Annotated in this window: 18 protein-coding genes; 13 read left to right on the top strand and 5 right to left on the bottom strand. The window is 71.9% G+C overall.

The window, feature by feature from the left end:
- Positions 1 to 140 precede the first annotated feature (140 nt).
- The 3 genes from AB0E88_RS30065 to AB0E88_RS30055 all read right to left on the bottom strand — a co-directional run bounded on the left by AB0E88_RS30065 (position 141) and on the right by AB0E88_RS30055 (position 2,360).
- A complete protein-coding gene (locus tag AB0E88_RS30065; RefSeq protein ID WP_361637108.1) occupies positions 141 to 1,031 on the bottom strand; it encodes an alkaline phosphatase family protein in 891 nt (296 codons plus the stop codon).
- Positions 1,032 to 1,190: 159 nt separating this feature from the next.
- A complete protein-coding gene (locus tag AB0E88_RS30060) occupies positions 1,191 to 1,655 on the bottom strand; it encodes a VOC family protein (protein ID WP_361637105.1) in 465 nt (154 codons plus the stop codon).
- A 234-nt stretch (positions 1,656 to 1,889) separates the two neighbouring features.
- A complete protein-coding gene (locus tag AB0E88_RS30055; protein ID WP_361637102.1) occupies positions 1,890 to 2,360 on the bottom strand; it encodes a carboxymuconolactone decarboxylase family protein in 471 nt (156 codons plus the stop codon).
- Between the two features lie 285 nt (positions 2,361 to 2,645).
- Here AB0E88_RS30055 and AB0E88_RS30050 point away from each other — a divergent pair, with 285 nt between their 5' ends.
- The 8 genes from AB0E88_RS30050 to AB0E88_RS30015 all read left to right on the top strand — a co-directional run bounded on the left by AB0E88_RS30050 (position 2,646) and on the right by AB0E88_RS30015 (position 14,305).
- On the top strand, positions 2,646 to 4,967 hold the full coding sequence (locus AB0E88_RS30050; RefSeq protein WP_361637099.1) for a collagenase: 2,322 nt from the start codon (positions 2,646 to 2,648) through the stop codon (positions 4,965 to 4,967).
- 56 nt (positions 4,968 to 5,023) lie between these two features.
- Positions 5,024 to 6,217 (top strand): FAD-dependent oxidoreductase, encoded by a 1,194-nt coding sequence (locus tag AB0E88_RS30045; protein ID WP_361637096.1) that lies wholly within the window; start codon positions 5,024 to 5,026, stop codon positions 6,215 to 6,217.
- Positions 6,214 to 6,534: a (2Fe-2S)-binding protein gene (locus AB0E88_RS30040; protein WP_361637093.1), complete on the top strand. Its 321-nt coding sequence runs from the start codon at positions 6,214 to 6,216 to the stop codon at positions 6,532 to 6,534. The genes AB0E88_RS30045 and AB0E88_RS30040 overlap by 4 nt, the downstream gene beginning before the upstream one ends.
- Entirely contained in the window at positions 6,518 to 7,960 is a 1,443-nt protein-coding gene (locus AB0E88_RS30035; protein WP_361637090.1) for an NAD(P)/FAD-dependent oxidoreductase, read from the top strand. The genes AB0E88_RS30040 and AB0E88_RS30035 overlap by 17 nt, the downstream gene beginning before the upstream one ends.
- Positions 7,957 to 8,877, top strand: coding sequence for a dihydrodipicolinate synthase family protein (locus tag AB0E88_RS30030; protein ID WP_361637087.1), 921 nt, complete (start codon positions 7,957 to 7,959; stop codon positions 8,875 to 8,877). The genes AB0E88_RS30035 and AB0E88_RS30030 overlap by 4 nt, the downstream gene beginning before the upstream one ends.
- A 140-nt stretch (positions 8,878 to 9,017) precedes the next feature.
- Entirely contained in the window at positions 9,018 to 10,022 is a 1,005-nt protein-coding gene (locus tag AB0E88_RS30025) for a proline racemase family protein (protein ID WP_361637084.1), read from the top strand.
- Between the two features lie 98 nt (positions 10,023 to 10,120).
- Positions 10,121 to 10,789: a GntR family transcriptional regulator gene (locus AB0E88_RS30020; RefSeq protein WP_361637081.1), complete on the top strand. Its 669-nt coding sequence runs from the start codon at positions 10,121 to 10,123 to the stop codon at positions 10,787 to 10,789.
- 519 nt (positions 10,790 to 11,308) lie between these two features.
- Entirely contained in the window at positions 11,309 to 14,305 is a 2,997-nt protein-coding gene (locus tag AB0E88_RS30015) for a bifunctional [glutamine synthetase] adenylyltransferase/[glutamine synthetase]-adenylyl-L-tyrosine phosphorylase (RefSeq protein ID WP_361637078.1), read from the top strand.
- Here the strand turns inward: AB0E88_RS30015 and AB0E88_RS30010 are convergent.
- Positions 14,302 to 15,159: a phosphatase PAP2 family protein gene (locus AB0E88_RS30010; protein WP_361637075.1), complete on the bottom strand. Its 858-nt coding sequence runs from the start codon at positions 15,157 to 15,159 to the stop codon at positions 14,302 to 14,304. The two genes, AB0E88_RS30015 and AB0E88_RS30010, sit on opposite strands and share 4 nt — an antisense overlap.
- Before the next feature lie 126 nt (positions 15,160 to 15,285).
- Positions 15,286 to 16,323, bottom strand: coding sequence for a LacI family DNA-binding transcriptional regulator (locus AB0E88_RS30005; RefSeq protein WP_361637072.1), 1,038 nt, complete (start codon positions 16,321 to 16,323; stop codon positions 15,286 to 15,288).
- A gap of 356 nt (positions 16,324 to 16,679) precedes the next feature.
- Between AB0E88_RS30005 and AB0E88_RS30000 the strand changes: the two genes are divergently transcribed.
- The 5 genes from AB0E88_RS30000 to AB0E88_RS29980 all read left to right on the top strand — a co-directional run bounded on the left by AB0E88_RS30000 (position 16,680) and on the right by AB0E88_RS29980 (position 23,293).
- The gene (locus AB0E88_RS30000; protein ID WP_361637070.1) at positions 16,680 to 17,951 is read left to right on the top strand and encodes an extracellular solute-binding protein; all 1,272 of its coding nucleotides are present in this window, start codon (positions 16,680 to 16,682) and stop codon (positions 17,949 to 17,951) included.
- Between the two features lie 104 nt (positions 17,952 to 18,055).
- On the top strand, positions 18,056 to 19,006 hold the full coding sequence (locus AB0E88_RS29995) for a sugar ABC transporter permease (protein WP_361637068.1): 951 nt from the start codon (positions 18,056 to 18,058) through the stop codon (positions 19,004 to 19,006).
- A gap of 16 nt (positions 19,007 to 19,022) precedes the next feature.
- Positions 19,023 to 19,934 (top strand): ABC transporter permease subunit, encoded by a 912-nt coding sequence (locus AB0E88_RS29990; RefSeq protein WP_361637065.1) that lies wholly within the window; start codon positions 19,023 to 19,025, stop codon positions 19,932 to 19,934.
- 151 nt (positions 19,935 to 20,085) lie between these two features.
- Positions 20,086 to 21,759 (top strand): glycoside hydrolase family 13 protein, encoded by a 1,674-nt coding sequence (locus AB0E88_RS29985; protein ID WP_361637119.1) that lies wholly within the window; start codon positions 20,086 to 20,088, stop codon positions 21,757 to 21,759.
- Positions 21,760 to 21,922: 163 nt separating this feature from the next.
- Entirely contained in the window at positions 21,923 to 23,293 is a 1,371-nt protein-coding gene (locus tag AB0E88_RS29980; protein ID WP_361637062.1) for an alpha-amylase family protein, read from the top strand.
- Positions 23,294 to 23,328: the final 35 nt, after the last annotated feature.

Below are 23,328 nucleotides of genomic sequence, written 5' to 3'. Positions count from 1 at the left end.
CGCGGTTTAGCCCCCTCCCGGCGCGCCGGCCCCGCCGGCGGGGGGCCCCGGCGGCGCCGCGCCGCCCGGGGGGAGGCCGGGCGGCGCCGTCCGCGGACGCCGGCGCCGCGGCTGCGGCGCGGCTGTCCGCGACGTACACGTCAGGACGCCCAGATGCCGGTGATGTCCTGGGCGGAGCCCGCGTTGCCCGCGTGGGAGGAAAGGCCCTTCAGGTCCTCCAGCGTGCGCAGCAGGTTGTAGTGGTTGTACGTCGTCGACGAGGACGAGCCCGGGGTGACGGGCTGGCCGTACAGAACGGTCGGGATGCGGTTGCCGGACAGCTTGTTGTCCTCGTCGAAGGTGACGACGAGGAGGCTGTTGTGGGTCTTGGCCCAGGTGGCGTAGGCACCGAGGTTGTTCTTCAGCCAGGTGTCACCGGTGGACACCGAGCAGTCGTGCATGTCGCTGCACAGGTTCGGCACGACGAAGGAGACGTCGGGCAGCGTCGAGTAGTCGGTGGGGAACTGCGCGAACGTCTTCGCCGACGAGGTGGGCACGTTGCTGAAACCGAACCAGGGGTTGTGCTTGCGGGCGTAGCTGCCGCTGCTGCACGTCGTCGAGCCCTGGCTGGGCAGCGTCTCGTTGTAGCTGGCCCAGGTCTTGCCGGCGCCGAGCAGTTCGGAGGCGAGGTTGGGGGCGGAGGAGAAGCCCGGGGTGTAGCAGCTGTCGTCGGTGATGCCCTGGGTGGAGCCGGAGAACAGGGCGAAGTAGTTGGGCTGGCTCGGGTGGGTCTCGCCGTAGGACTGGGTCAGGTTGGCGCCGCCGGCCTTCAGCGTGTTGTTGAGGTACGGGGCGCTGGAGGAGCCGATGACCTGGCTGTAGGCGTGGTTCTCGAAGACCACGACGACCACGTGGTCCGGGCTGGGAACGGCGCCCGCGGCGTGCGCGGTCTCACCGCCGAGCCCGGTCCACAGGCCGACCGCGGCTGCGGCGAGGGCCGTGGCCGAGGCCAGGGCGGTACGGGCGCGGCGGTACACGGAACTGCCGGACACATCAACCTCCGGGTGGGGACGGGCGGGCTGGCGGTGCGGACAGAGCATGCACACGCCAATATGCCCGCGGCCCACGTGGGGCAACCCGGGGGATGAAGAGCGGATGAACGGCCGGCCCTGCGGGGCCCTTCCCGGGCGGCCTACGGGGTCTGTGCTGATCTACGGGGTCTGCGGGGATCGTTCGGTGGACTGTGCCTGGCGGGCCAGCACCCGGTGCAGGGGTTCCCCGGCGCGGCGGCGGTACTCCTGGACGGCCCAGCCGTTGCCGTCGGGGTCCGTGAAGTACATGAAGGTCGCCCCGTCGTCCGGCGCGTACTGGACCGGCTCGGTGACCTCGAGGCCCCGCTCGACCAGCTCCGCGTGGGCCGCCTCGATGTCGGCCACGCAGAGCTGGAGGCCCTGGTAGGAGCCGGGGGCCGGGCGGGGGCCCTTGGTCATCTCCCAGATGCTGTCGCCGAGGGCGATGGAGCAGCCGGAGCCGGGAGGTGTCAGCTGCACGATGCGCATGCCCGGCATGACCTCCGTGTCGATGTCGACGTGGAATCCGACCTTGTCGCGGTAGAAGTCGCGGGCCCGGTCGATGTCGCTCACGGGCAACGGGATCACTTCGAGGGTGAAGTCCATCGTTCTCCTCCTCCTGGTGGTCCCCCCACCGAAGCGGAAAACCGGGGGGAGCGCCACCGGATTCGCCGCGCACCGGAATGCCCGCGCCGCCGCATTCGCCGCGCCACCGGATCCCCCGCGCGCCACCGGATCCCCCGCGCGCCACCGGATTCCCCGCGCCGTGACATTCGCCGCGGCGCGCGATTTCCCGCGTGCCAGGGATGCGCGGCGCCGGCGGAGTCGCCGACGGGCCGGTCAGCCGAACATGCCGGGCCGGTAGTCGCCGGCCGGCCGGCGGACCAGGACGTTCATGCGGTTGTAGGTGTTGATCACGGCGATCAGGGAGACGAGGGCGGCCAGCTGGTCCTCGTCGTGGTGCTCGGCGGCCTTCTCCCAGACCGCGTCGGGGACGCCGGGACCGTCGGCGAGCCGGGTGCCGTGCTCGGTGAGCTCGAGGGCGGCGCGCTCGGCGTCGGTGAAGACCGTGGCCTCCCTCCAGGCGGCGACGATGTGGAGGCGGACGGAGGTCTCGCCGGCGTGGGCGGCGTCCTTGGTGTGCATGTCGGTGCAGGCGCCGCAGCCGTTGATCTGGCTGGCGCGGATCTTGACGAGCTCCTGGGTGGCGGCGGGCAGGGGGGAGTCGGTGACCACCTTTCCCGCGGAGTTGAGATGGCGCAGGAACTTCCCGGCGACGGGGTTGGCGAAGAGGTTCAGTCGGGCGTCCATGGGGTGCTCCCTCGTGGTTCGTCAGTGCCTTTCGCTGGTCTGACGGAGCCACGGCGGCCGGTGCGACAGGCGCCTGATGTGCCCCCGTCATGGCACGCGGCCACAAAGGGGCCTGAAGCCAAGGGTCCTGAGGGGTTGTCAGTGCAATTTCACATTACTATGTTACAGCTCACATTGCAGTGGCATGCACGCCTCAAGACACACGCCTCAGGACGCACGTCTCAAGGCGCACGCCTCAAGACGCACGCCTCAAGTTGAGCCACTCCCCACACCGAGGAGCCGCAGGTGTTCCACACGCCACGCCTGTTCCCGCCCCGGCGCAGATCACTGCGCGCCGCCCTGCTCGCGGCAGCCGTCACCACGGCCCTGCTCGGCACGGCCAACGCCCCCTCCGCTCAGGCGCACGAACGCGCCGAGGTCACCTCCCACCCGGCCGCTCCCGCCGGCCCGTCACACGACGAGGTGACCCGCCTCGGCAGCGCTCCGGCGCCCCGCACCCCCGCCGAGACGGCACCCGGCGCCCGCCGTGCCGACGGCCGGGTCCCCGGCCCCGGCCGGATGCCGCAGTCGGCGGCAGCGGCCACCGCCTGCACCCTGGACGACGTCACCCGCCTCGACCCCGAGCGCTTCGCCGACTTCCTCGCCGAACCGGCCGTCACCGCCGACGGCTGTCTGCGCAGCATCCTGTGGACCTGGGACGCCCGGCTCGCGCCCGTCATGGACGACGCCCACGTCCAAGCCGTCGCCCGCCGCGCCACCGCTCTCGCCGCAGGGCACGACGGCCGCGACTCCAGTCATCTGCTGGAGATGTTCACCTACCTGCACGCCGTCGTGTACCACGACTTCTCGCGCGACGAGATCGACGTCAGCGACCCGCCCACCCAGGAGGCCATGCGGCGCGCGGTCTACTGGTTCGGCACCGCCCGGCACACCTTCGACGCCACCCGGACCAACGCCGAGACCCTGCGCGAGGCCCTCTACACCGGCAGCGCCCCGGGGCTCCGCCAGTCCCAGCCCGGCCTCATCCGCAAGGTGCTGGCCACACTCGACCGGTACCACACGGACACCTACGCCGACCCCTCCTGGGGCGGCGCCGTGCTCGCCGCGCTCAGCGTCAACTACCTCGGCCTCTACGAGGGCAACCACGACACCGCCTTCCAGACCGTCGTCGCCCGCGACGCCGCCTACCGGGACGCCTTCCGCCGGTTCGCCGGGTACGCCCACCTGAAGGGCACGCCCAACGAGTGGGCCGTACGGGACGCCCTGTCGGAGTACGGGCGCTTCGGCGTCGTCGCCTCCCTGCGCGAGGAGACCGTCTCCGGCCTCGGCGCCCTGCTCACCCCCGTGACCGGTACCTGGGGCCGCGGCAGCGCTCCCTGGGCGAAGGTCGTCTCCTGGCTCGGCTTCTACGGCGCCTGCAAGCCGTACGCCGTCTGCAAGGACGACATCGAGCGGCAGCTGTTCCCCTACACCTACACCTACGACAACGGCGCCCTGAAGGTCCGCACCGCCCTCGACCGCGCCACCGTCGACCAGCTCTACTACGCGAGCAAGCAGGTCAAGGCGCAGTTCCTGCGCGTGCTCGGCACCCAGGCCCCGCTCGCCGACGACACCAACGGCGTCCTGACGATCGTGCTGTACGCCTCCCGTGCCGACTACGAGAACTACCACCCGCTCCTCACCGGCATGGACACCAACAACGGCGGCATCTACATCGAGCGCGGCGCGACCTTCTACACCTACCAGCGGCGCGTCCCGCAGGACTCGCGGCTGACCCTGGAGGAACTGTTCCGCCACGAGTACGTGCACTACCTCAACGGCCGCTGGGCGGTGCCCGGTTACTTCGGCGAGGGCCCCTGGTACCAGGGTGACCGCACGACGGCGATGGACGAGGGCACCGCGGAGTTCTTCGACGGCTCGACCCGGGCCGGCGGGGTCGCCGTGCGCAAGTCCCTGGTGCAGGGCGTCATCGCGGACACCGCGAACGGCACACCCCGGATGAGCGTCGAGCAGCTCCTGCACGCCACGTACGACGGCGACGGCTTCCGGTTCTACGACTACGCCGGCACGTTCTTCGAGTACCTGTGGAGCGAACACCCCGCGCTGCTGCGCGAGATGTACCGCCACCTGCGGGCCGACGACCCGGCCGGCTTCGACGCCTGGCGCGAGCGCACGGGCCGCGACACGGCGCTCCAGCAGGGCTACGACGCCTTCCTGGACCGGCAGATCGCGCACGTCGACGGCCTGTACGTACCGAACACCACCTACACGCCGGACGCCGGACTGCGCGAATCCACGGCCGACGCGATACGCGCCTCCTTCGCCGCCGCCACCTGGACCGACCCCGCCTGCACGGCCAACGGCGACCCGGGCATGCCCCGGTTCGTCTGCACCGGACGCATCACCGCCCGGCTCGCCGACGCGGGCAGCGCCGACCGGGTCTTCGCGGACATGTCCGCCACCGTGGACCGCTTCCTGCTCGACCGGGCCGCGCCCGCCTCGCCCAACCTCGCCGACATGAACTGCGCCTTCGGCGAGGTGGCGATCTGGGCGGACCGCACGGGCGGAACCGCGGACTTCAGCTGCGAAGGACCGCTGCGCCGTTGATCGAATCGAGGTGCCGGACCCTTGTGAGGCACAGTGCCATGTGAAATATTACTGATGTGCCCACGAAGAATCGCGCACCTCTGGACGCCGTGATCGTCGGCGCCGGAGTGGTCGGGGCGGCGTGCGCCTACTACGCCACCCGTGCCGGCCTCTCCGTCGCGGTCGTCGATCGCGGGCCCGTCGCCGGCGGCACCACCGGAGCCGGCGAGGGAAATCTCCTCGTCTCCGACAAGGAGGCGGGACCCGAGCTCGAACTCGCTCTGCTCTCCACCCGGTTGTGGCGCGAACTCGCCGCCGGCCTCCCACCCGAGGACGACGTCGAACACGAGCTCAAGGGCGGTCTCGTCGTCGCACCCGACGAGACCGCCCTCACCGCACTGCGCGCCTTCGCGGCCGGGCAACGCGCGGCCGGCGTCACGGCGTACGAGGTACCCGCCGAACAACTGCCCGACCTCGAGCCGAAGTTGGCGCCCGGCCTGGCCGGAGGCTTCCACTACCCGCAGGACGCGCAGGTCCAGCCCGCCAAGGCCGCCGCCGCCCTGCTGCGCGCCGCCCGCCGCCGGGGCGCCCGCGTCCGGCTCGGCGAGGAGGTCACCGCCGTCCTCACCGACGCCCGCGGCGCCGTACAAGGCGTCCGCACCCCGCGCGGCGACCTGCACGCGCCCGCCGTCGTCAACGCGGCCGGCCCCTGGGGCGGCCGCGTCGCCGAACTCGCCGGCACCCACCTGCCCGTGCTGCCGCGCCGAGGCTTCGTCCTCGTCACCGAACCCCTGCCGCCCGGCCTGATCCGCCACAAGGTGTACGCCGCCGACTACATCGCCGACGTCGCCAGCGGCTCGGCCGCCCTCCAGTCCTCCGCCGTCGTCGAGGGCACCCCCGCCGGGACCGTCCTCATCGGCGCCACCCGCGAACGCGTCGGCTTCGACCGCACCCTGTCCACCGACGCCCTGCGCCGTCTGGCGAGCCAGGCCACCGCCCTCTTCCCCGCCCTCGCCGACGTGCACGCCCTGCGCACCTACTGCGGGTTCCGCCCCTACCTGCCCGACCACCTGCCCGCGATCGGACCCGACCCCCGCGTCCCGGGCCTGCACCACGCCTGCGGCCACGAGGGCGCCGGCATCGGCCTCGCCCCCGCCACCGGCCTGCTCGTCACCGCGGCGCTCACCGGCGCCGAACCGCCCGTGCCGGCCGAGCCGTTCCGCCCCGACCGCTTCCCTCAGCCGGACGCCACCCCAGGAGCCCCCTCATGAGCCGTGTGCCGCGCACCCCGCTCGGCCTGGTGCGGGCCCAGCCCGAACCGCCGTACCCCTTCACCTTCGACGGCCGCACCCTCACCGCACTGCCCGGGCAGAGCCTGGCCGCCGCGCTCTGGTCCGCCGGCATCCTGTCCTGGCGCACCACCCGGGGCACCGGGGCGCCACGCGGGGTGTTCTGCGGGATCGGCGTCTGCCACGACTGCCTCGCCACCGTCAACGGCCGCCCCAACCAGCGAGCCTGCCTGGTCGCCGTACGCCCGGGGGACACCGTCACCACCCAGGAGGGCACCGGACATGGCACCGACCGCTGACCTCGCCCTCGTCGGGCCTGCCGACCTCGCCGTCGTCGGCGCCGGGCCCGCCGGGCTCGCCGCCGCCGTCCGCGCCGCCGGCCTCGGACTGAGCGTCACCCTGCTGGACGCGGGGGAGCAGCCCGGCGGGCAGTTCCACCGGCACCCCGCGCCCGGCCTGCGCGCCGCCCGCCCCCAGGCCCTGCACCACGACTGGCGGGGCTTCACCGGGCGCCTGCGGCGCCTGCGCGGCGACCGGCTGACCCACCTGCCCCGCCACCACGTGTGGAGCGTGGTCCGCGCGGGCGCACACTGGCGGCTGCACGCCGTCGCCGGACCCGACGAGACGCCCGCCACTGTCGAGGCGCGCGCCGTCCTGCTCGCCACCGGCGCCTACGAACGCCAACTCCCCTTCCCCGGATGGACGTTGCCGGGAGTCGTCGGAGCGGGCGGGGCGCAGGCGATGCTCAAGTCCCACCTGGTCCTGCCCGGCCGGCGGATCGTCGTCGCCGGCAGCGGCCCCCTGCTGCTCGCCGTCGCCGGGTCACTGGCCGCCGCGGGCGCCCGCGTCCCCGCCGTCGTCGAGGCCGCCGACTACACCGCGTACACCCGCGCCCTGCCCGCCCTGCTGCGCAACCCGGCCAAGCTCGCCGAAGGCGCCCTGTACGGCGGAGGACTGCTGCGGCACGGCACCCGGCTGCTGTCCCGGCACGCCGTCACCGCCGCCCACGGCACGGCCCGCGTCGAGGCCGTCACCGTGACCCGGCTCGACCACGACTGGCGGCCCGTGCCCGGCACCGGCCGGGTCGTCCCCTGCGACGCGCTCGCCGTCGGGCACGGACTCCTCCCGCAGCTCGACCTCGCCACCGCCCTCGGCTGCGCCACCCGGAGCACCCCCGACCTCGCCCCCGCCCTGGCCGTGGACGCCGCGCAGGCCACGTCCGTGCCCGGAGTGTGGGCCGCGGGGGAGTCGTGCGGGGTGGGCGGGGCCGAACTGGCGGTGACCGAGGGCGAGATCGCCGCCGACGCCGTCGCCCACGCCCTGCGCGGCACCCCGCGCGACGCCCGCCGCACCGCCGCGCTCACCCGGCGCCGGAGCAGGCTGCGCGCCTTCGCCGACGCGATGGCCGCCGCCCACCGGCCCGGCCCCGGCTGGGCCGACTGGCTCGACCCCACCACCGAGGTGTGCCGCTGCGAGGAGGTCAGCGCCGAGCGGATCCGCACGGCCGTCACCGAGTACGGCGCCCACGACGCCCGCAGCGTCAAGCTGCTCACCCGCGCCGGGATGGGCTGGTGCCAGGGGCGGATGTGCGGGCCCGCCGTCGCACGGCTGGCCGGCGGGGTCCCGGCCCCGGACCGCCGCCCGCTGTCCTGCCCCGTGCCCCTGCGCCACCTGGCCGCGCTGCCCGCCCACCCCCCTTCACCCAGCGAGGAGTCCGAAGCATGACCGTCGCAGACACCCGTACCCGTCCCTGGCACGGCGTCATGGTCGCCACCACCCTGCCGCTGCGCGACGACCTCTCCGTCGACTACGACGCCTACGGCCTGCACGTCGCCGACCTGATCGCGGCCGGCTGCGACGGTGTGGTCCCCAACGGCTCCCTCGGCGAGTACCAGACCCTCACCGACGACGAACGCGCCCGCGTCGTCCGCGTCGCCGTCGAGGCGGCCGGCGACGGCGCCCGCGTGATGCCGGGCGTGTCCGCGTACGGCAGCGCCGCCTCCCGGCGCTGGGCCGAGCAGGCCGCCGAGGCCGGCTGCGGCTCGGTCCTGCTGCTGCCGCCCAACGCCTACCGCGCCGACGAGGCCACCGTGCGCGCCCACTACGCCGAGGTCGCGCGCGCCGGGCTGCCGGTCGTCGCCTACAACAACCCCTACGACACCAGGGTCGACCTCACCCCCGCACTGCTCGCCCAACTGCACGCCGACGGCCACGTCGTCGCCGTCAAGGAGTTCAGCGGCGACGTCCGGCGCGCCTACGAGATCGCCGAACTGGCCCCGGGGCTCGACCTGCTCGTCGGCGCCGACGACGTCCTGCTCGAACTCGTCCTGGCCGGCGCGGTCGGCTGGATCGCCGGCTACCCCAACGCGCTGCCCGGCGCCTGCCTCGCACTGCACCGGGCCGCCGTCGACCGCGACCTCGACCTCGCGCTGCCGCTCTACCGGGCCCTGCACCCCCTGCTGCGCTGGGACTCGAGGACCGAGTTCGTGCAGGCCATCAAGGCGTCCATGGACATCGCCGGCCGGCCCGGCGGGCCCACCCGGCCGCCGCGCTCCCCGCTCACCGGCGAACAGGCCGCCGCCGTCCGCGCCGCCACCGAGAAGGCCCTCGCCGAGGGGCTCGACGAACGGCCGGCCGGCTGACGGCTGCCCGGTCCTGTGTTGCTTCCGTCGCGTTCCTCGCGCCCGTTGCGTTCGTCGTTCGTTGCGTCGGCCGGGTTCATTGCGTCGGTCGCGTCCGTTGCTCGACTTTCCTTGCCCCACCGACCGCTGGAGGACCCGCGTTGCGTACCCGACACGTCTACCACGCCGTCGACTCGCACACCGAGGGCATGCCCACCCGGGTGATCACCGGCGGCGTCGGTGTGCTGCCCGGTGACACCATGGCTGCGCGCCGCCGCCACCTGGTCGATCACCTCGACCACGTCCGCACCCTGCTGATGTACGAGCCGCGCGGCCACTCCGCGATGAGCGGCGCGATCCTGCAACCGCCCACCCGGCCGGACGCCGACCACGGCGTGCTGTTCATCGAGGTGTCGGGCGCGCTGCCGATGTGCGGGCACGGCACGATCGGGGTGGCCACGGTGCTCGTGGAGACCGGAATGGTGCCGGCCGTGGAGCCGTTCACCACGGTCCGGCTGGACACCCCGGCCGGCCTCGTCACGGTCGAGGTGCGGGTGCGGGACGGCGTCGCCGAGGAGGTCACGCTCACCAATGTGCCCGCCTTCTGCGTGGGCCTGGACCGGGTGGTGGAGGTGCCGGGGTACGGCGCCGTCGGATACGACCTCGCCTATGGCGGGAACTTCTACGCGTTCGTCCCGACGGCCGCGCTCGGGCTGCCCTTCGACCGGGGGCGCAAGGACGACCTGCTGGCCGCCGGGCTTGCGATCATGGAGGCGGTGAACGCGTCCCCGGACCGGCCCGTGCATCCGGAGAACCCGGAGATCGCCGGGCTCAAGCACGTGTACCTGATCGCGCCCGGTTCCGACGCGAAGCACTCCCGGCACGCGATGGCCATCCACCCCGGCTGGTTCGACCGCTCGCCGTGCGGCACCGGGACCTCGGCGCGGATGGCGCAGCTGCACGCGCGCGGTGAGCTGGCGCTCGGCGCGGACTTCGTGAACGAGTCGTTCATCGGGACGCGGTTCACCGGGCGGCTCGTCGGCGAGACCACCGTCGGGGGGCTGGCGGCGGTCGTTCCCACCGTCACCGGACGGGCCTGGATCACGGGCACGGCGCAGTACTTTCTGGACCCGGACGATCCGTTCCCGGCGGGTTTCCTACTCTGAGTCAGCCCGGTGGACGAGTACCTGGTCCTCAGTCCTGAGCCAGCAGTCCTCAGCCAGCAGTCCTTACCCCTAGCCCTGTAGCCCCTGGAGGCGAAACCATGGGTGGCCACCTGAAGCAAGCCAACCTCATCACCGCGCAGGAACGCCTGCGCGACCAGGTGGCCCACGCGCTGCGCGCCGCGCTGATCTCCGGGGAGCTGCTGCCGGGGCGGGTGTACTCGGCGCCGGCGCTGGCCTCCGACTTCGGCATCTCGGCGACTCCCGTGCGGGAGGCGATGCTCGACCTGGTCCGGGAGGGGCTGGTCGAACCCGTGCGGAACAAGGGCTTCAGGGTGACCGAGGTCAGCGCGCGGGATCTCGACCAGTACAGCGAGCTGCGGGCGCTGATCGAGGTGCCGACGGTGGGGGCGGTGACGCGGTCGGCTCGGCGGGAGGAGCTGGAGGCGCTGCGGCCCGTGGCCGAGGAGATCGTGGCCAGCGCGCGCGAGCACGATCTGATCGGGTACCTGGACGCCGACCGGCGTTTTCATCTGGCGCTGCTGGGGCTGCACGGCAACGAGCGGCTTGTCGAGACGGTGGGCGACCTGCGCAAGCGGTCCCGGTTGTACGGGCTGACGGCTCTTGATGCGCGGGGGTTGCTGGTGCCGTCCGCGGAGGAGCATGTGGAGCTTCTGGATCTGATGCTGGCGGGGGACGCGGGGGCGGCGGAGGCGGTGATGAGCCGGCATCTGGGGCATGTGCGGTCGCTGTGGGCGGAGGGGGTGTAGCGGTCGTCGTTTGTCTGCGGGTGTGTGTGGCTGGTCGCGTTTGCCTGCGGCGCCTGGTCGTGTTTCGGGTGGCGGTGCGTTGTGGCTGGTCGCGCAGTTCCCCGCGCCCCTTTTTTGCCTGCGGCGGCCCGTGCGGGTGCGTGGTCGGTTGCTGTCTCGCCTGCGGTTCGTTGTGGGTCGGGGCCGGGGTGGGGGGTGTCCGTCCTCGGTCCGGCCGCCCGTTCCCGACGAGGGGCGCCGTTGCCCGGTGCCGGCCGCTGCGGGCGGACACCCCCCACCCCGGCCCCTTCCCGCCGTACGCGGGTGCGGGCCGTCGTCCCTTCCGGGGCCGGTGCGGGGCGGACGGTGACCGCGGACACCCAGGGGCGCGGGGAACTGCGCGACCAGCCACGACGTTGCCGCAGCCGCCCGCGGGTCCCTCGCCGGGACGGGCCGGTGCCGGGCGCGCAGCCCACGCCCTCGGTCGTTCGTGCGGATAGGCTCTGGCCAAGGACGACGTGGACTTCAAGGAGGCCGCAGATGACGGCGCCCGGGCGCAGGAGCAGTACCTTTTCTCGGCTGCTGCGGCACGGCTTCACCGACCCGTCCGGCGCCGAGCGCCTTCTGGAGGGCGCCGATCTCGCCCCCGTCCGCACCGACCCCGTCCTGCTGGAAGCCCTCGGCGGGACCGCCGATCCCGATCTCGCGCTGCAGGGCCTCGCCCGGCTGCTGGAGGCGCAGCCCGACGCCACCGCCCGCCGGGAACTGCTCGACACCGTCATAGCGGCCAAGCCGCTGCGGGACCGGCTGCTCGGTGTGCTGGGTGCCTCCGCGGCGCTGGCCGAGCATCTCGCGCGGCACCCCAAGGACTGGCACGCGCTGGTCACGTACGAGCCCTCCGACCTGCATCCGGGGCTCGCGGAGTTCGAGGCCGGGCTGGAGGAGGCCGTCGACCCCGTCTCGCTGCGCGTCGCCTACCGTCGCTGCCTGCTGTCCATCGCCGCCCGTGATGTGTGCGGGACGACGGACGTGGCCGAGGTCGCCGCCGAGCTGGCCGACCTGGCCACGGCGACCCTGCGCGCGGCGCTGGCCCTCGCGAAGGCGGCCGCTCCCGAGGACGCCGCCGTCTGCCGGCTCGCGGTGATCGCGATGGGCAAGTGCGGCGGCCACGAGCTGAACTACGTCTCCGACGTCGATGTCATCTTCGTCGCGGAGGCGGCCGAGGGGGGCGACGAGGGCAAGGCACTGAAGGCCGCCGCCCGGCTCGCCTCGCATCTGATGCGGATCTGTTCCGAGACCACCGTCGAGGGGTCCATCTGGCCCGTCGACGCCAACCTGCGGCCCGAGGGACGCAACGGCCCGCTGGTGCGGACCCTGGCCAGCCATCTCGCGTACTACCAGCGCTGGGCCAAGACCTGGGAGTTCCAGGCCCTGCTGAAGGCCCGGCCGGTCGCCGGTGACGCCGAGCTGGGGCGGGCGTACATCGAGGCGCTGGAGCCGCTGGTCTGGAAGGCGGCCGAGCGGGAGAACTTCGTCGCCGACGTGCAGAAGATGCGGCGGCGGGTCGTGGAGAACATCCCGGTGGCCGAGGTGGAGCGGGAGCTCAAGCTGGGGCCCGGGGGGCTGCGGGACGTCGAGTTCGCCGTGCAGCTCCTCCAGCTCGTGCACGGGCGCGCCGACGCCTCCCTGCGCAGCGGTACGACGCTGGACGCGTTGCAGGCGCTCGCCGCGGGCGGGTACGTGGGCCGGGTGGACGCCGTGCAGCTCGACGACGCCTACCGTTTCCTGCGGTCCATGGAGCATCGGATCCAGTTGTTCCGGTTGCGGCGCACCCATCTGGTGCCCGAGGACGACGCCGATCTGCGGCGCATCGGGCGGTCACTGGGGCTGCGCACCGACCCGGTGACCGAGCTGACCCGCGAGTGGAAACGGCACACCGGGGTCGTACGACGGCTGCACGAGAAGTTGTTCTACCGGCCGCTGCTCGACGCGGTCGCCCAGCTCGCGCCGGGGGAGGCGCGGCTGAGCGCCGAGGCGGCCAGGGAGCGGATGATCGCCCTGGGGTACGCGGATCCGGCCTCCGCGCTGCGGCACCTGGAGGCGCTGGCCTCCGGTGTCACCCGCAAGGCGGCCATCCAGCGGACGCTGCTGCCGGTGCTGCTCGGGTGGTTCGCGGACTCCGCCGATCCGGACGCGGGGCTGCTGAACTTCCGCAAGGTGTCGGACGCGCTGGGCAAGACGCCCTGGTATCTGCGGTTGCTGCGGGACGAGGGCGCGGCCGCCGAGAACCTGGCGCGGGTGCTGTCCGCCGGGCGGCTCGCTCCCGACCTGCTGATGCGGGCGCCGGAGGCGGTGGCGCTGCTCGGCGACGGGGACGGCGGCGGGCTGGCGCCCAGGTCGCGCGGTCATCTGGAGCAGGAGATCCTCGCGGCGGTGGGGCGCGCCGAGAACGCCGAGCAGGGCGTCACCGCGGCCCGTGGCGTGCGCCGCCGTGAGCTGTTCCGCACCGCCGCCGCCGACATCGTCGGTTCCTACGGCACCGAGACGCAGTCCGCGGAGGCCGATCAGGGCGCCCTGGTGGACCGGGTCGGGGGTGCCGTCTCCGATCTCACGGCCGCCACCATCGCCGGCACCCTGCGGGCCGTCGTCCGCGAGGGCTGGGGCGACACGCTGCCGACCCGGTTCGCCGTCATCGGCATGGGCCGCTTCGGCGGCCACGAGCTGGGCTACGGCTCCGACGCCGACGTGCTGTTCGTGCACGAGCCGCGCGACGGGGTCGACGAGGGCGAGGCCGGCGCGGCGGCGAACAAGGTCGTCTCCGAGATGCGGCGGCTGCTGCAGATCCCCAGCTCCGACCCGCCGCTGCTGATCGACGCCGATCTGCGCCCGGAGGGCAAGTCCGGGCCGCTGGTGCGCACCCTGAAGTCGTACGAGGCGTACTACCGCCGCTGGTCGCTGACCTGGGAGTCGCACGCGCTGCTGCGGGCCGAGCCGGTCGCCGGGGACGAGGAGCTGGGGCGGCGGTTCGTCGAGCTGATCGATCCGCTGCGCTATCCGACGGGCGGGCTCGGCGAGGACGCGGTGCGGGAGATCCGGCGGCTCAAGGCCCGGATGGAGTCCGAGCGGCTGCCGCGCGGCGCCGATCCGAAGCTGCACACCAAGCTCGGGCCGGGCGGGCTGTCCGACGTGGAGTGGACGGTGCAGGTGCTGCAGATGCGGCATGCCCGGGAGGTGGCGGGGCTGCGCACCACCCGGACGCGGCAGGCCCTCGCCGCGGCCCTGGACGCCGGGCTGCTGCCGGCCGAGGACGCGGAGATCCTGGACGAGGCGTGGGTGCTGGCCACCCGGGTGCGCAACGCGGTCATGCTGGTGCGCGGGCGGGCCGGGGACACCTTCCCCACGGAGAGCCGCGAGCTGGCGGCCGTCGGACGCTACCTCGGCTACGGTCCCGGTCACGTCGGGGACATGCTCGACGCCTACCGGCGGACCACACGCCGGGCCCGGGGCGTCGTCGAGGAGCTGTTCTACGGCGGCTAGCGGGCCGCCGGAGCCGGTTCCCGCGCCGCCTCGCGGGCCGGCTGCCGCGGCAGGGCGTACGGAAGGGCGCCGTACCACAGGCGGGCCACCGTGAAGCCGAACGCCAGGCACAGGACGCCGCCCACCGCGTCCAGCCAGAAGTGGTTGGCGGTGGCCACGATCACCAGCAGGGTCGCCGCCGGGTAGAGCAGGCCCAGGACGCGCGCCCACGGCGTCCTCGCCAGCGCGAAGATCGTCAGGCCGCACCACAGGGACCAGCCGATGTGCATCGACGGCATCGCCGCGTACTGGTTCGACATGTGCTTCAGGTCGCCGGAGGCCATCGAGCCCCACGTCTGGTGGACCATGACGGTGTCGATGAAGTGGCTGCCGTTCATCAGCCGGGGCGGCGCGAGCGGATACAGGTAGTAACCGACCAGGGCCACAGCCGTCGTGGCGAACAGGACCAGCCGGGCCGCGCCGTAGCGCCCCGGATGGCGCCGGTACAGCCAGACCAGCACGCCCAGGGTCACGATGAAGTGCAGCGTGGCGTAGTAGTAGTTCATGCCGGTGATCAGCCAAGTCACCGAGTTCACGGCGTGGTTGACGGACTGCTCGAAGGCGATGCCGAGGTGGTGCTCCAGCCGCCAGATCCAGTCGGCGTTGCGCAGTGCCTGCCCGCGCTGCTCGGGCACGGCGTTGCGGATCAGCGAGTACGTCCAGTAACTGACCGCGATGAGAAGGATCTCGAACCACAGCCGTGGGGCCCGCGGGGTGCGCAGCCGGCCGAGCGGGCCTGAGCGCGAAGCGGCCGTGACGGACTGCGGGAGGGCCTCTTCGCGGCCTTCCGGGGTCGTCACGGTCGTCTCACCCATGAACACGAATTCTGCCAGAAAAGCCTTCTCCGACCGATCATCCTCCGGTCGGGTCCAAAGCGCACCTTCTCCACCCTGCGGACGACTTGGGTGTCCGTGACCCCCTACGGGCGGTTTCGGGTGCCGCTACGGGCGGCGGTTCCGGTCGCCCGGCGCCGAGGCCGTGGAGCCGCGCACCACCAGTTCCGGCATGAACACGAACTCGCTGTGCGGTGCGGGGGTCCCGCCGATCTCCTCCAGCAGCGTGCGCACGGCCGCCTGGCCCATCGCCGGGACCGGCTTGCGGATCGTCGTCAGCGGCGGGTCGGTGAAGGCGATCAGCGGCGAGTCGTCGAAGCCGACCACGGAGATGTCCGTGGGAACCTCCAGGCCCCGCTGGCGGGCCGCCCGTATGGCGCCGAGCGCCATCATGTCGCTGGCGCACACCACGGCCGTGCAGTCGCGGTCGATCAGCGCGGTCGCGGCCGCCTGGCCGCCCTCCAGCGTGTACAGCGAGTGCTGGACCAGCTCCGTCTCGATCACGTCCGGGGCCAGCCCGAGCTGGTCCTGCATGGCCCGCACGAACCCCTCGATCTTGCGCTGGACCGGCACGAAACGCTTCGGGCCGAGGGCGAGGCCGATCCGGGTGTGGCCGAGCGAGGCCAGGTGGGTGACCGCGAGGGCCATCGCCGCGCGGTCGTCGGGGGAGATGAACGGCGCCTGCACCTTGGGCGAGAAGCCGTCCACGAGCACGAACGGCACGCCCTGGGCGCGCAGCTGTTCGTAGCGCTGCATGTCGGCGGTGGTGTCGGCGTGCAGCCCGGAGACGTAGATGATGCCGGCCACCCCGCGGTCGACGAGCATCTCGGTCAGCTCGTCCTCGGTGGAGCCGCCCGGGGTCTGGGTGGCGAGCACCGGGGTGTAGCCCTGGCGGGTCAGCGCCTGGCCGATGACCTGGGCCAGGGCCGGGAATATGGGGTTCTCCAGCTCCGGGGTGATCAGTCCGACCAGGCCCGCGCTGCGCTGGCGCAGCCGCACGGGCCGTTCGTAGCCGAGCACGTCGAGCGCGGCCAGCACGGACTGGCGGGTGGTGGCGGCGACGCCGGCCTTGCCGTTCAGGACGCGGCTGACGGTCGCTTCACTCACCCCCGCCTGAGCAGCGATGTCGGCAAGCCGTGTGGTCACGGCACCGGACTGTACCGGCCGGATGCCGGGTTGCACACCGACCGGGCGCCGGGGGCGGGCCGTCGGACGTCCCGCGGTGGGCTGCTGCGTCATCGCGCTCCCTCGTGCAATCGGCGGCAAGAGCTTGCAGAGTCTTTCACAGGGCGACTCCGCCCCGTGCAACCCGCGTAAACAACAGTCTCACAGCGGTCTCATGTCGGTCGAGTCCCGGTCACGCCCGGGTAACTTCGGAGATGTCTTGCACTTTTTTGCTGCAAGGTCTTTCGTGACGCTTACATGGCTGTTACGTTCACGTCGCCCGACGGCAAGCAAAGGCGCAGTCGGCACCACTCGGGCTTTCACCTCAAGGAGAACTCATGCGGCGTGGCATAGCGGCCACCGCGCTGGCGGCGTCCCTCGCGCTGGCGGCGACGGCCTGCGGCGGCAGTGACAGCGGAGACAAGGCCGACGGGCCGGTCACCATCACCTGGTGGGACACCTCCAACGCCACCAACGAGGCCCCGACGTACCAGGCCCTCATCAAGCAGTTCGAGGCCGCGAACAAGGACGTCAAGGTCAACTACGTCAACGTCCAGTTCGACCAGGCGCAGAACAAGTTCGACACCGCCGCCGGCTCCAAGGGTGCCCCCGACGTGCTGCGCTCCGAGGTCGGCTGGACGCCGGCCTTCGCCAAGAAGGGCTACTTCCTGCCGCTGGACGGCACCGAGGCCCTCGCCGACCAGGCCAAGTTCCAGCCCAGCCTGATCAAGCAGGCCCAGTACGAGGGCAAGACCTACGGCGTGCCGCTGGTCACCGACACCCTCGCGCTCGTCTACAACAAGCAGCTGTTCGCCAAGGCCGGCATCACCGAGGCGCCCAAGACCTGGGACGACCTGAAGAAGGACGCCGCCACCGTCAAGGACAAGACCGGCGTCGACGGCTACTGGGGCTCCAGCGCCGCCTACTACGCCCAGCCGTTCCTCTACGGCGAGGGCACCGACACGGTCGACGCCGCCGGCAAGAAGATCACCGTGAACTCGGCCGCCGCCAAGAAGGGCTACGGCACCTGGCTGAGCCTGTTCGACGGCAAGGGCCTGCACAAGGCCGACACCACCGCCGACGCCTACGCCCACATCCAGGACGCGTTCGTCAACGGCAAGGTCGCCGCGATCATCCAGGGCCCGTGGGAGATCACCAACTTCTACAAGGGCTCCGCCTTCAAGGACAAGGCCAACCTGGGCATCGCCACCGTCCCGGCCGGCTCCGCGGGCAAGGCCGGCGCCCCGACCGGCGGGCACAACCTGTCCGTCTACGCGGGCTCGGACGCCGCCCACCAGAAGGCCGCGCTGAAGTTCGTCAACTTCATGACCTCCGCGAAGTCGCAGACCGAGATCGCGCTGAAGAACTCCACGCTGCCCACGCGCGACGACGCCTACACCGCCGAGGTCAAGGCCGACCCGGGCATCGCCGGCTACCAGACCGTCCTGCCCGCCGCCCAGCCCCGCCCGGCGCTGCCGGAGTACAGCTCGCTGTGGACCCCGCTGGACCAGGAGCTGCCGAAGATCGCCGGTGGCAAGGAGTCCCTGGACAAGGGCCTGAGCAACGCCGAGCTGGCCATCACCAAGCTGGTCCCGGACTTCAGCAAGTGAGCCCGTGTGGCCGCCGGATCCCCCACGTGAAGCGGGGGGAGGGATCCGGCGGCCACCGGCCTGTGCGCCGTACTCCCTGATCGTCTTCGAAGGTGCCGACAACCATGACAGTGGCCCAACGTCTCAAGCACAGCTACCAGAAGCACTGGTACGCCTACGCCATGATCGCCCCCGTGGCCGTCGTGCTCGGCGTCCTCGTCCTCTATCCGCTGGTGTACGGCCTCTATCTCACGCTCACCGACGCCAACAGCCTCAACACCGCCCGCACCATCGGCGTCAACCACATCGACGCCACCTACAAGTTCATCGGGCTGGACAACTACCAGGACATCCTCTTCGGCCCGACGGCGTACGACCGCTTCTGGTCGCACTTCATCTGGACGATCGCCTGGACCGCGCTGTGCGTCGCCCTGCACTACTGCATCGGCCTCGGCCTGGCCCTGCTGCTCAACCAGAAGCTGCGCGGGCGCACCTTCTACCGGCTGATGCTGATCATCCCGTGGGCCGTGCCGACCTTCGTCACCGTCTTCGGCTGGCGGATCATGCTCTCCGACGGCGGTGTCATCAACACCTTCCTGGACGCCCTGCACCTGCCCTCGCCGGCCTGGCTCGAGGACGCCTTCTGGCAGCGGTTCGCGGCGATCATGGTGAACACCTGGTGCGGTGTGCCGTTCATGATGGTCTCGCTGCTCGGCGGCCTGCAGTCCATCGACGCCTCGCTGTACGAGGCCGCCGAGATGGACGGGGCGACCCCCTGGCAGCAGTTCCGCCACGTCACCCTGCCCGGCCTGCGCTCGGTCAGCTCCACCGTGGTCCTGCTCGGCATCATCTGGACCTTCAACCAGTTCGCGGTGATCTTCCTGCTGTTCGGCCCGACCTCCGCGCCGGACGCCCAGATCCTCGTCACCTGGGCCTACTACCTCGGCTTCGGACAGCAGCCGCGCGACTTCGCCCAGTCCGCGAGCTACGGCATGCTGCTGCTGGCCATCCTGATCGTCTTCACCTCCTTCTACCGCCGCTGGCTGAACCGCAACGACCAGCAGCTCGCGATCTGAGGCAGGAGCCCTCCTCATGACCACGACCACAGTCGAGACCTCCGCCGCGGTGACCGGGAAGAAGACCTCCACGGGCGCGCCCCGCACGGTGCGCGGCCGCGGCAGGCGCTCGCTCGCCACCACCCTCGCCTCCCACGGCCTGCTGATCGCCGCGAGCCTCGTCGCCCTCTTCCCGGTGGCCTGGCTGGTGTTCCTCTCCCTCGGCCCGGACAAGGACGACTATCTGCACCCCGGCCGGATCTGGGGGAAGATGACGCTGGACAATTACTCGTTCGTGCTCCAGCACACCGGCTTCTTCGACTGGCTGAAGAGCTCGCTGATCGTCTCGCTCGGCACCACCGTGATCGGCGTCCTCGTCGCCGCCACCACCGGCTACGCCGTCTCCCGCATGCGCTTCCCGGGCTACCGCAAGTTCATGTGGATCCTGCTGGTCACCCAGATGTTCCCGGTGGCCGTGCTGATGGTGCCGATGTACCAGATCCTGTCCGAGCTGCAGCTGATCGACAACTACCTCGGTCTGATCCTCATCTACTGCTCGACCGCGGTGCCGTACTGCGCCTGGCTGCTCAAGGGCTACTTCGACACCATCCCGTTCGAGATCGACGAGGCCGGACGCGTCGACGGCCTGACCCCGTTCGGCACGTTCGCGCGGCTGATCCTGCCGCTCGCCCGGCCGGGCCTGGCGGTCGCCGGCTTCTACAGCTTCATCACCGCCTTCGGCGAGGTCGCCTTCGCCACCACCTTCATGCTCGACGACAGCAAGTACACCCTCGCCGTCGGCCTGCAGAGCTTCATCAGCGAACACGACGCGCAGCGCAACCTCATGGCCGCCACCGCGGTCCTGATCGCGATACCCGTCTCCGCGTTCTTCTACCTCGTGCAGAAGAACCTCGTGACCGGCCTCACCGCCGGCGGCACCAAGGGCTGACGGCCCGTCAGCCCGCAAAGGCTCCCGCGCACCCGCGCGGGGAGGCGGTCGCGGTACTCATCCGACCCCGCTGTACCGCGGCCGCCTCACCCTCCTGCCGCCGCCACCCACAGACCTGATGACCGCATTCTCCTTACGCATCAAGGACGTCATGACCCAGCACTCCCCGGCACCGAACTCGGCCCTCGCCACTGTCGCCCAGCGCCGCGACTGGTGGCGGGAAGCGGTGATCTACCAGGTGTACCCGCGCAGCTTCGCCGACAGCAACGGCGACGGCATGGGCGACCTGGAGGGCGTACGCTCCCGCCTGCCGTACCTGCGCGACCTGGGCGTGGACGCCGTCTGGCTGAGCCCCTTCTACGCCTCCCCGCAGGCCGACGCCGGTTACGACGTCGCCGACTACCGGGCCGTCGACCCCATGTTCGGCAACCTGCTGGACGCCGACGCGCTGATCCGCGACGCCCACACGCTGGGCCTGCGCATCATCGTGGACCTGGTCCCCAACCACTCCTCCGACCAGCACGAGTGGTTCAAGCGCGCCGTCGCCGAGGGCCCCGGATCCCCGCTGCGCGAGCGCTACCACTTCCGCCCCGGCAAGGGGGAGAACGGCGAACTGCCGCCCAACGACTGGGAGTCCATCTTCGGCGGCCCGGCCTGGACCCGGGTGACCGAGCCCGACGGCACGCCCGGCGAGTGGTACCTGCACCTCTTCGCGCCCGAGCAGCCCGACTTCAACTGGGACCACCCGGCCGTCGGCGACGAGTTCCGCTCCATCCTGCGCTTCTGGCTCGACATGGGCGTCGACGGCTTCCGCATCGACGTCGCCCACGGCCTGGTCAAGGCCGACGGCCTGCCCGACCTCGGCAGCCACGACCAGCTGAAACTGCTGGGCAACGATGTCATGCCGTTCTTCGACCAGGACGGCGTGCACACCATCTACCGGCAGTGGCGCACGATCCTCGACGAGTACGCGGGCGAAAGGATCTTCGTCGCCGAGGCGTGGACGCCGACCGTCGAGCGCACCGCGAACTACGTCCGCCCCGACGAGCTGCACCAGGCGTTCAACTTCCAGTACCTGGCGACCGAGTGGGACGCCGAGGAGCTGCGCACGGTCATCGACCGCACGCTGGAGGCCATGCGCCCGGTCGGCGCCCCCGCCACCTGGGTGCTGTCCAACCACGACGTCACCCGGCACGCCACCCGCTTCGCCAACCCGCCCGGCCTCGGCACCCAGATCCGCCTCGCCGGCGACCGCGCGCTGGGGCTGCGCCGGGCCCGCGCCGCCACGCTGCTGATGCTGGCGCTGCCCGGTTCGGCCTACGTCTACCAGGGCGAGGAGCTGGGCCTGCCGGACGTCGTCGACCTGCCCGACGAGGTGCGCCAGGACCCGGCGTACTTCCGCGGCGCCGGCCAGGACGGCTTCCGTGACGGCTGCCGGGTGCCCATCCCGTGGACCCGCGAGGGCTCGTCGTACGGCTTCGGCAGTGGGGGCAGCTGGCTGCCGCAGCCGGAGAACTGGGGCGAGCTGAGCATCGAGGCGCAGACCGGCGTGGAGGGCTCGACGCTGGAGCTGTACCGCTCCGCGCTCGCCGCCCGCCGTGAGCACCGCGACCTCGGCGCCGGTGACGGCGTCGAGTGGCTGCGCGCTCCCGAGGGTGTCCTCGCCTTCCGCCGGGGCGACTTCGTCTGCGTCGCCAACACCACGGGGGAGTCCGTGACGACTCCGGCGTACGGCCGGGTGCTGCTCACCAGCGGTGAGGTGACCGAGGCCGGCGGCGAGACGAAGGTGCCGGCCGACACGACGGTGTGGTTCACCACCGCCTGACCGGCGGCCCCTCCCGGTCCGAAAGAATCTTCAACAACTTCATCCGGCCCGCTGCCCTTTCAGGCGGCGGGCCTTTAACATCTGCGTCACCGCAAGTTTGCTGAAGCTTTCAGCAAGCCGTTACGCGGTTCCCCACCTGCCTTCAAGGACGAAGGAACCCCACATGGCACGCAGAACCCTCGCCGGGGCCGCCGCCCTCGCCGCCGCACTTGTCATGACCCCGGCCGCCGCGCACGCCTCCCCGCCCGGCGCCAAGGACGTCACGGCCGTCCTCTTCGAGTGGAAGTACGACTCGGTCGCCAAGGAGTGCGCCTCCACCCTCGGCCCCGCCGGCTACGGCTACGTCCAGGTCTCCCCGCCCGCCGAGCACATACAGGGCTCCCAGTGGTGGACGTCGTACCAGCCGGTGTCGTACAGGATCGCCGGGCGGCTCGGCGACCGGACCGCCTTCCGGAACATGGTCGCCGGCTGTCACGCGGCCGGTGTGAAGGTCGTCGTCGACACCGTCATCAACCACATGTCGGCCGGCAGCGGCACCGGCACCGGCGGTTCGTCGTATACGAAGTACAACTACCCCGGCCTGTACTCCTCGTACGACTTCGACGACTGCACCAGCCAGGTCAGCAACTACCAGGACCGCTGGAACGTCCAGCACTGCGAGCTCGTCGGCCTCGCCGACCTGGACACCGGCGAGCCCTACGTCCGCGGCGCGATCGCCGGGTACATGAACGACCTGCTCTCCCTCGGCGTGGACGGCTTCCGCATCGACGCCGCCAAGCACATCGACGCCGCCGACCTGGCGAACATCAAGTCCCGGCTGACCAACCCGTCCGTCTACTGGAAGCAGGAGGTCATCTACGGCGCGGGCGAGGCCGTCCAGCCGACCGAGTACACCGGCAACGGCGACGTCCAGGAGTTCCGCTACGCCTACGACCTCAAGCGCGTCTTCAACAACGAGAACCTCGCCTACCTGAAGAACTACGGCGAGGCCTGGGGCTACCTGAACAGCTCCGTCGCCGGGGTCTTCGTCGACAACCACGACACCGAGCGCAACGGTTCCACCCTCAACTACAAGGACGGCGCCACCTACACGCTGGCCAACGTCTTCATGCTGGCCTGGCCCTACGGCGCCCCCGACATCAACTCCGGCTACGAGTGGTCGGACGCCGACGCCGGCCCGCCCAACGGCGGCACGGTCAACGCCTGCTGGCAGGACGGCTGGAAGTGCCAGCACAAGTGGCCGGAGATCATCCGCATGGTCGGCTTCCGCAACGCCACCCGCGGTGAGGCCGTCACCAACTGGTGGGACAACGGCGGCGACGCGATCGCCTTCGGACGCGGCGCCAAGGGCTTCGTGGCCATCAACCACGAGTCCTCCAGCCTCACCCGCACCTACCAGACATCCCTGCCGGCCGGGACCTACTGCAACGTCCAGAACAACACCCCGGTGACGGTGAACGGCTCCGGCCAGCTCACCGCCACCCTCGGCGCCAACACCGCGCTCGCCGTCTACGCGGGCAAGCCGGGCTGCTGACCCACCCCGGGCCGGGCCCCCGGCGTCGTGCACCG

It is taken from the genome of Streptomyces sp. NPDC028635 (assembly GCF_040637635.1).
Lineage (GTDB): Bacteria > Actinomycetota > Actinomycetes > Streptomycetales > Streptomycetaceae > Streptomyces.
Note: the sequence above shows the minus strand (reverse complement) of the source record. Positions and strands in the feature narration are given on the sequence as shown.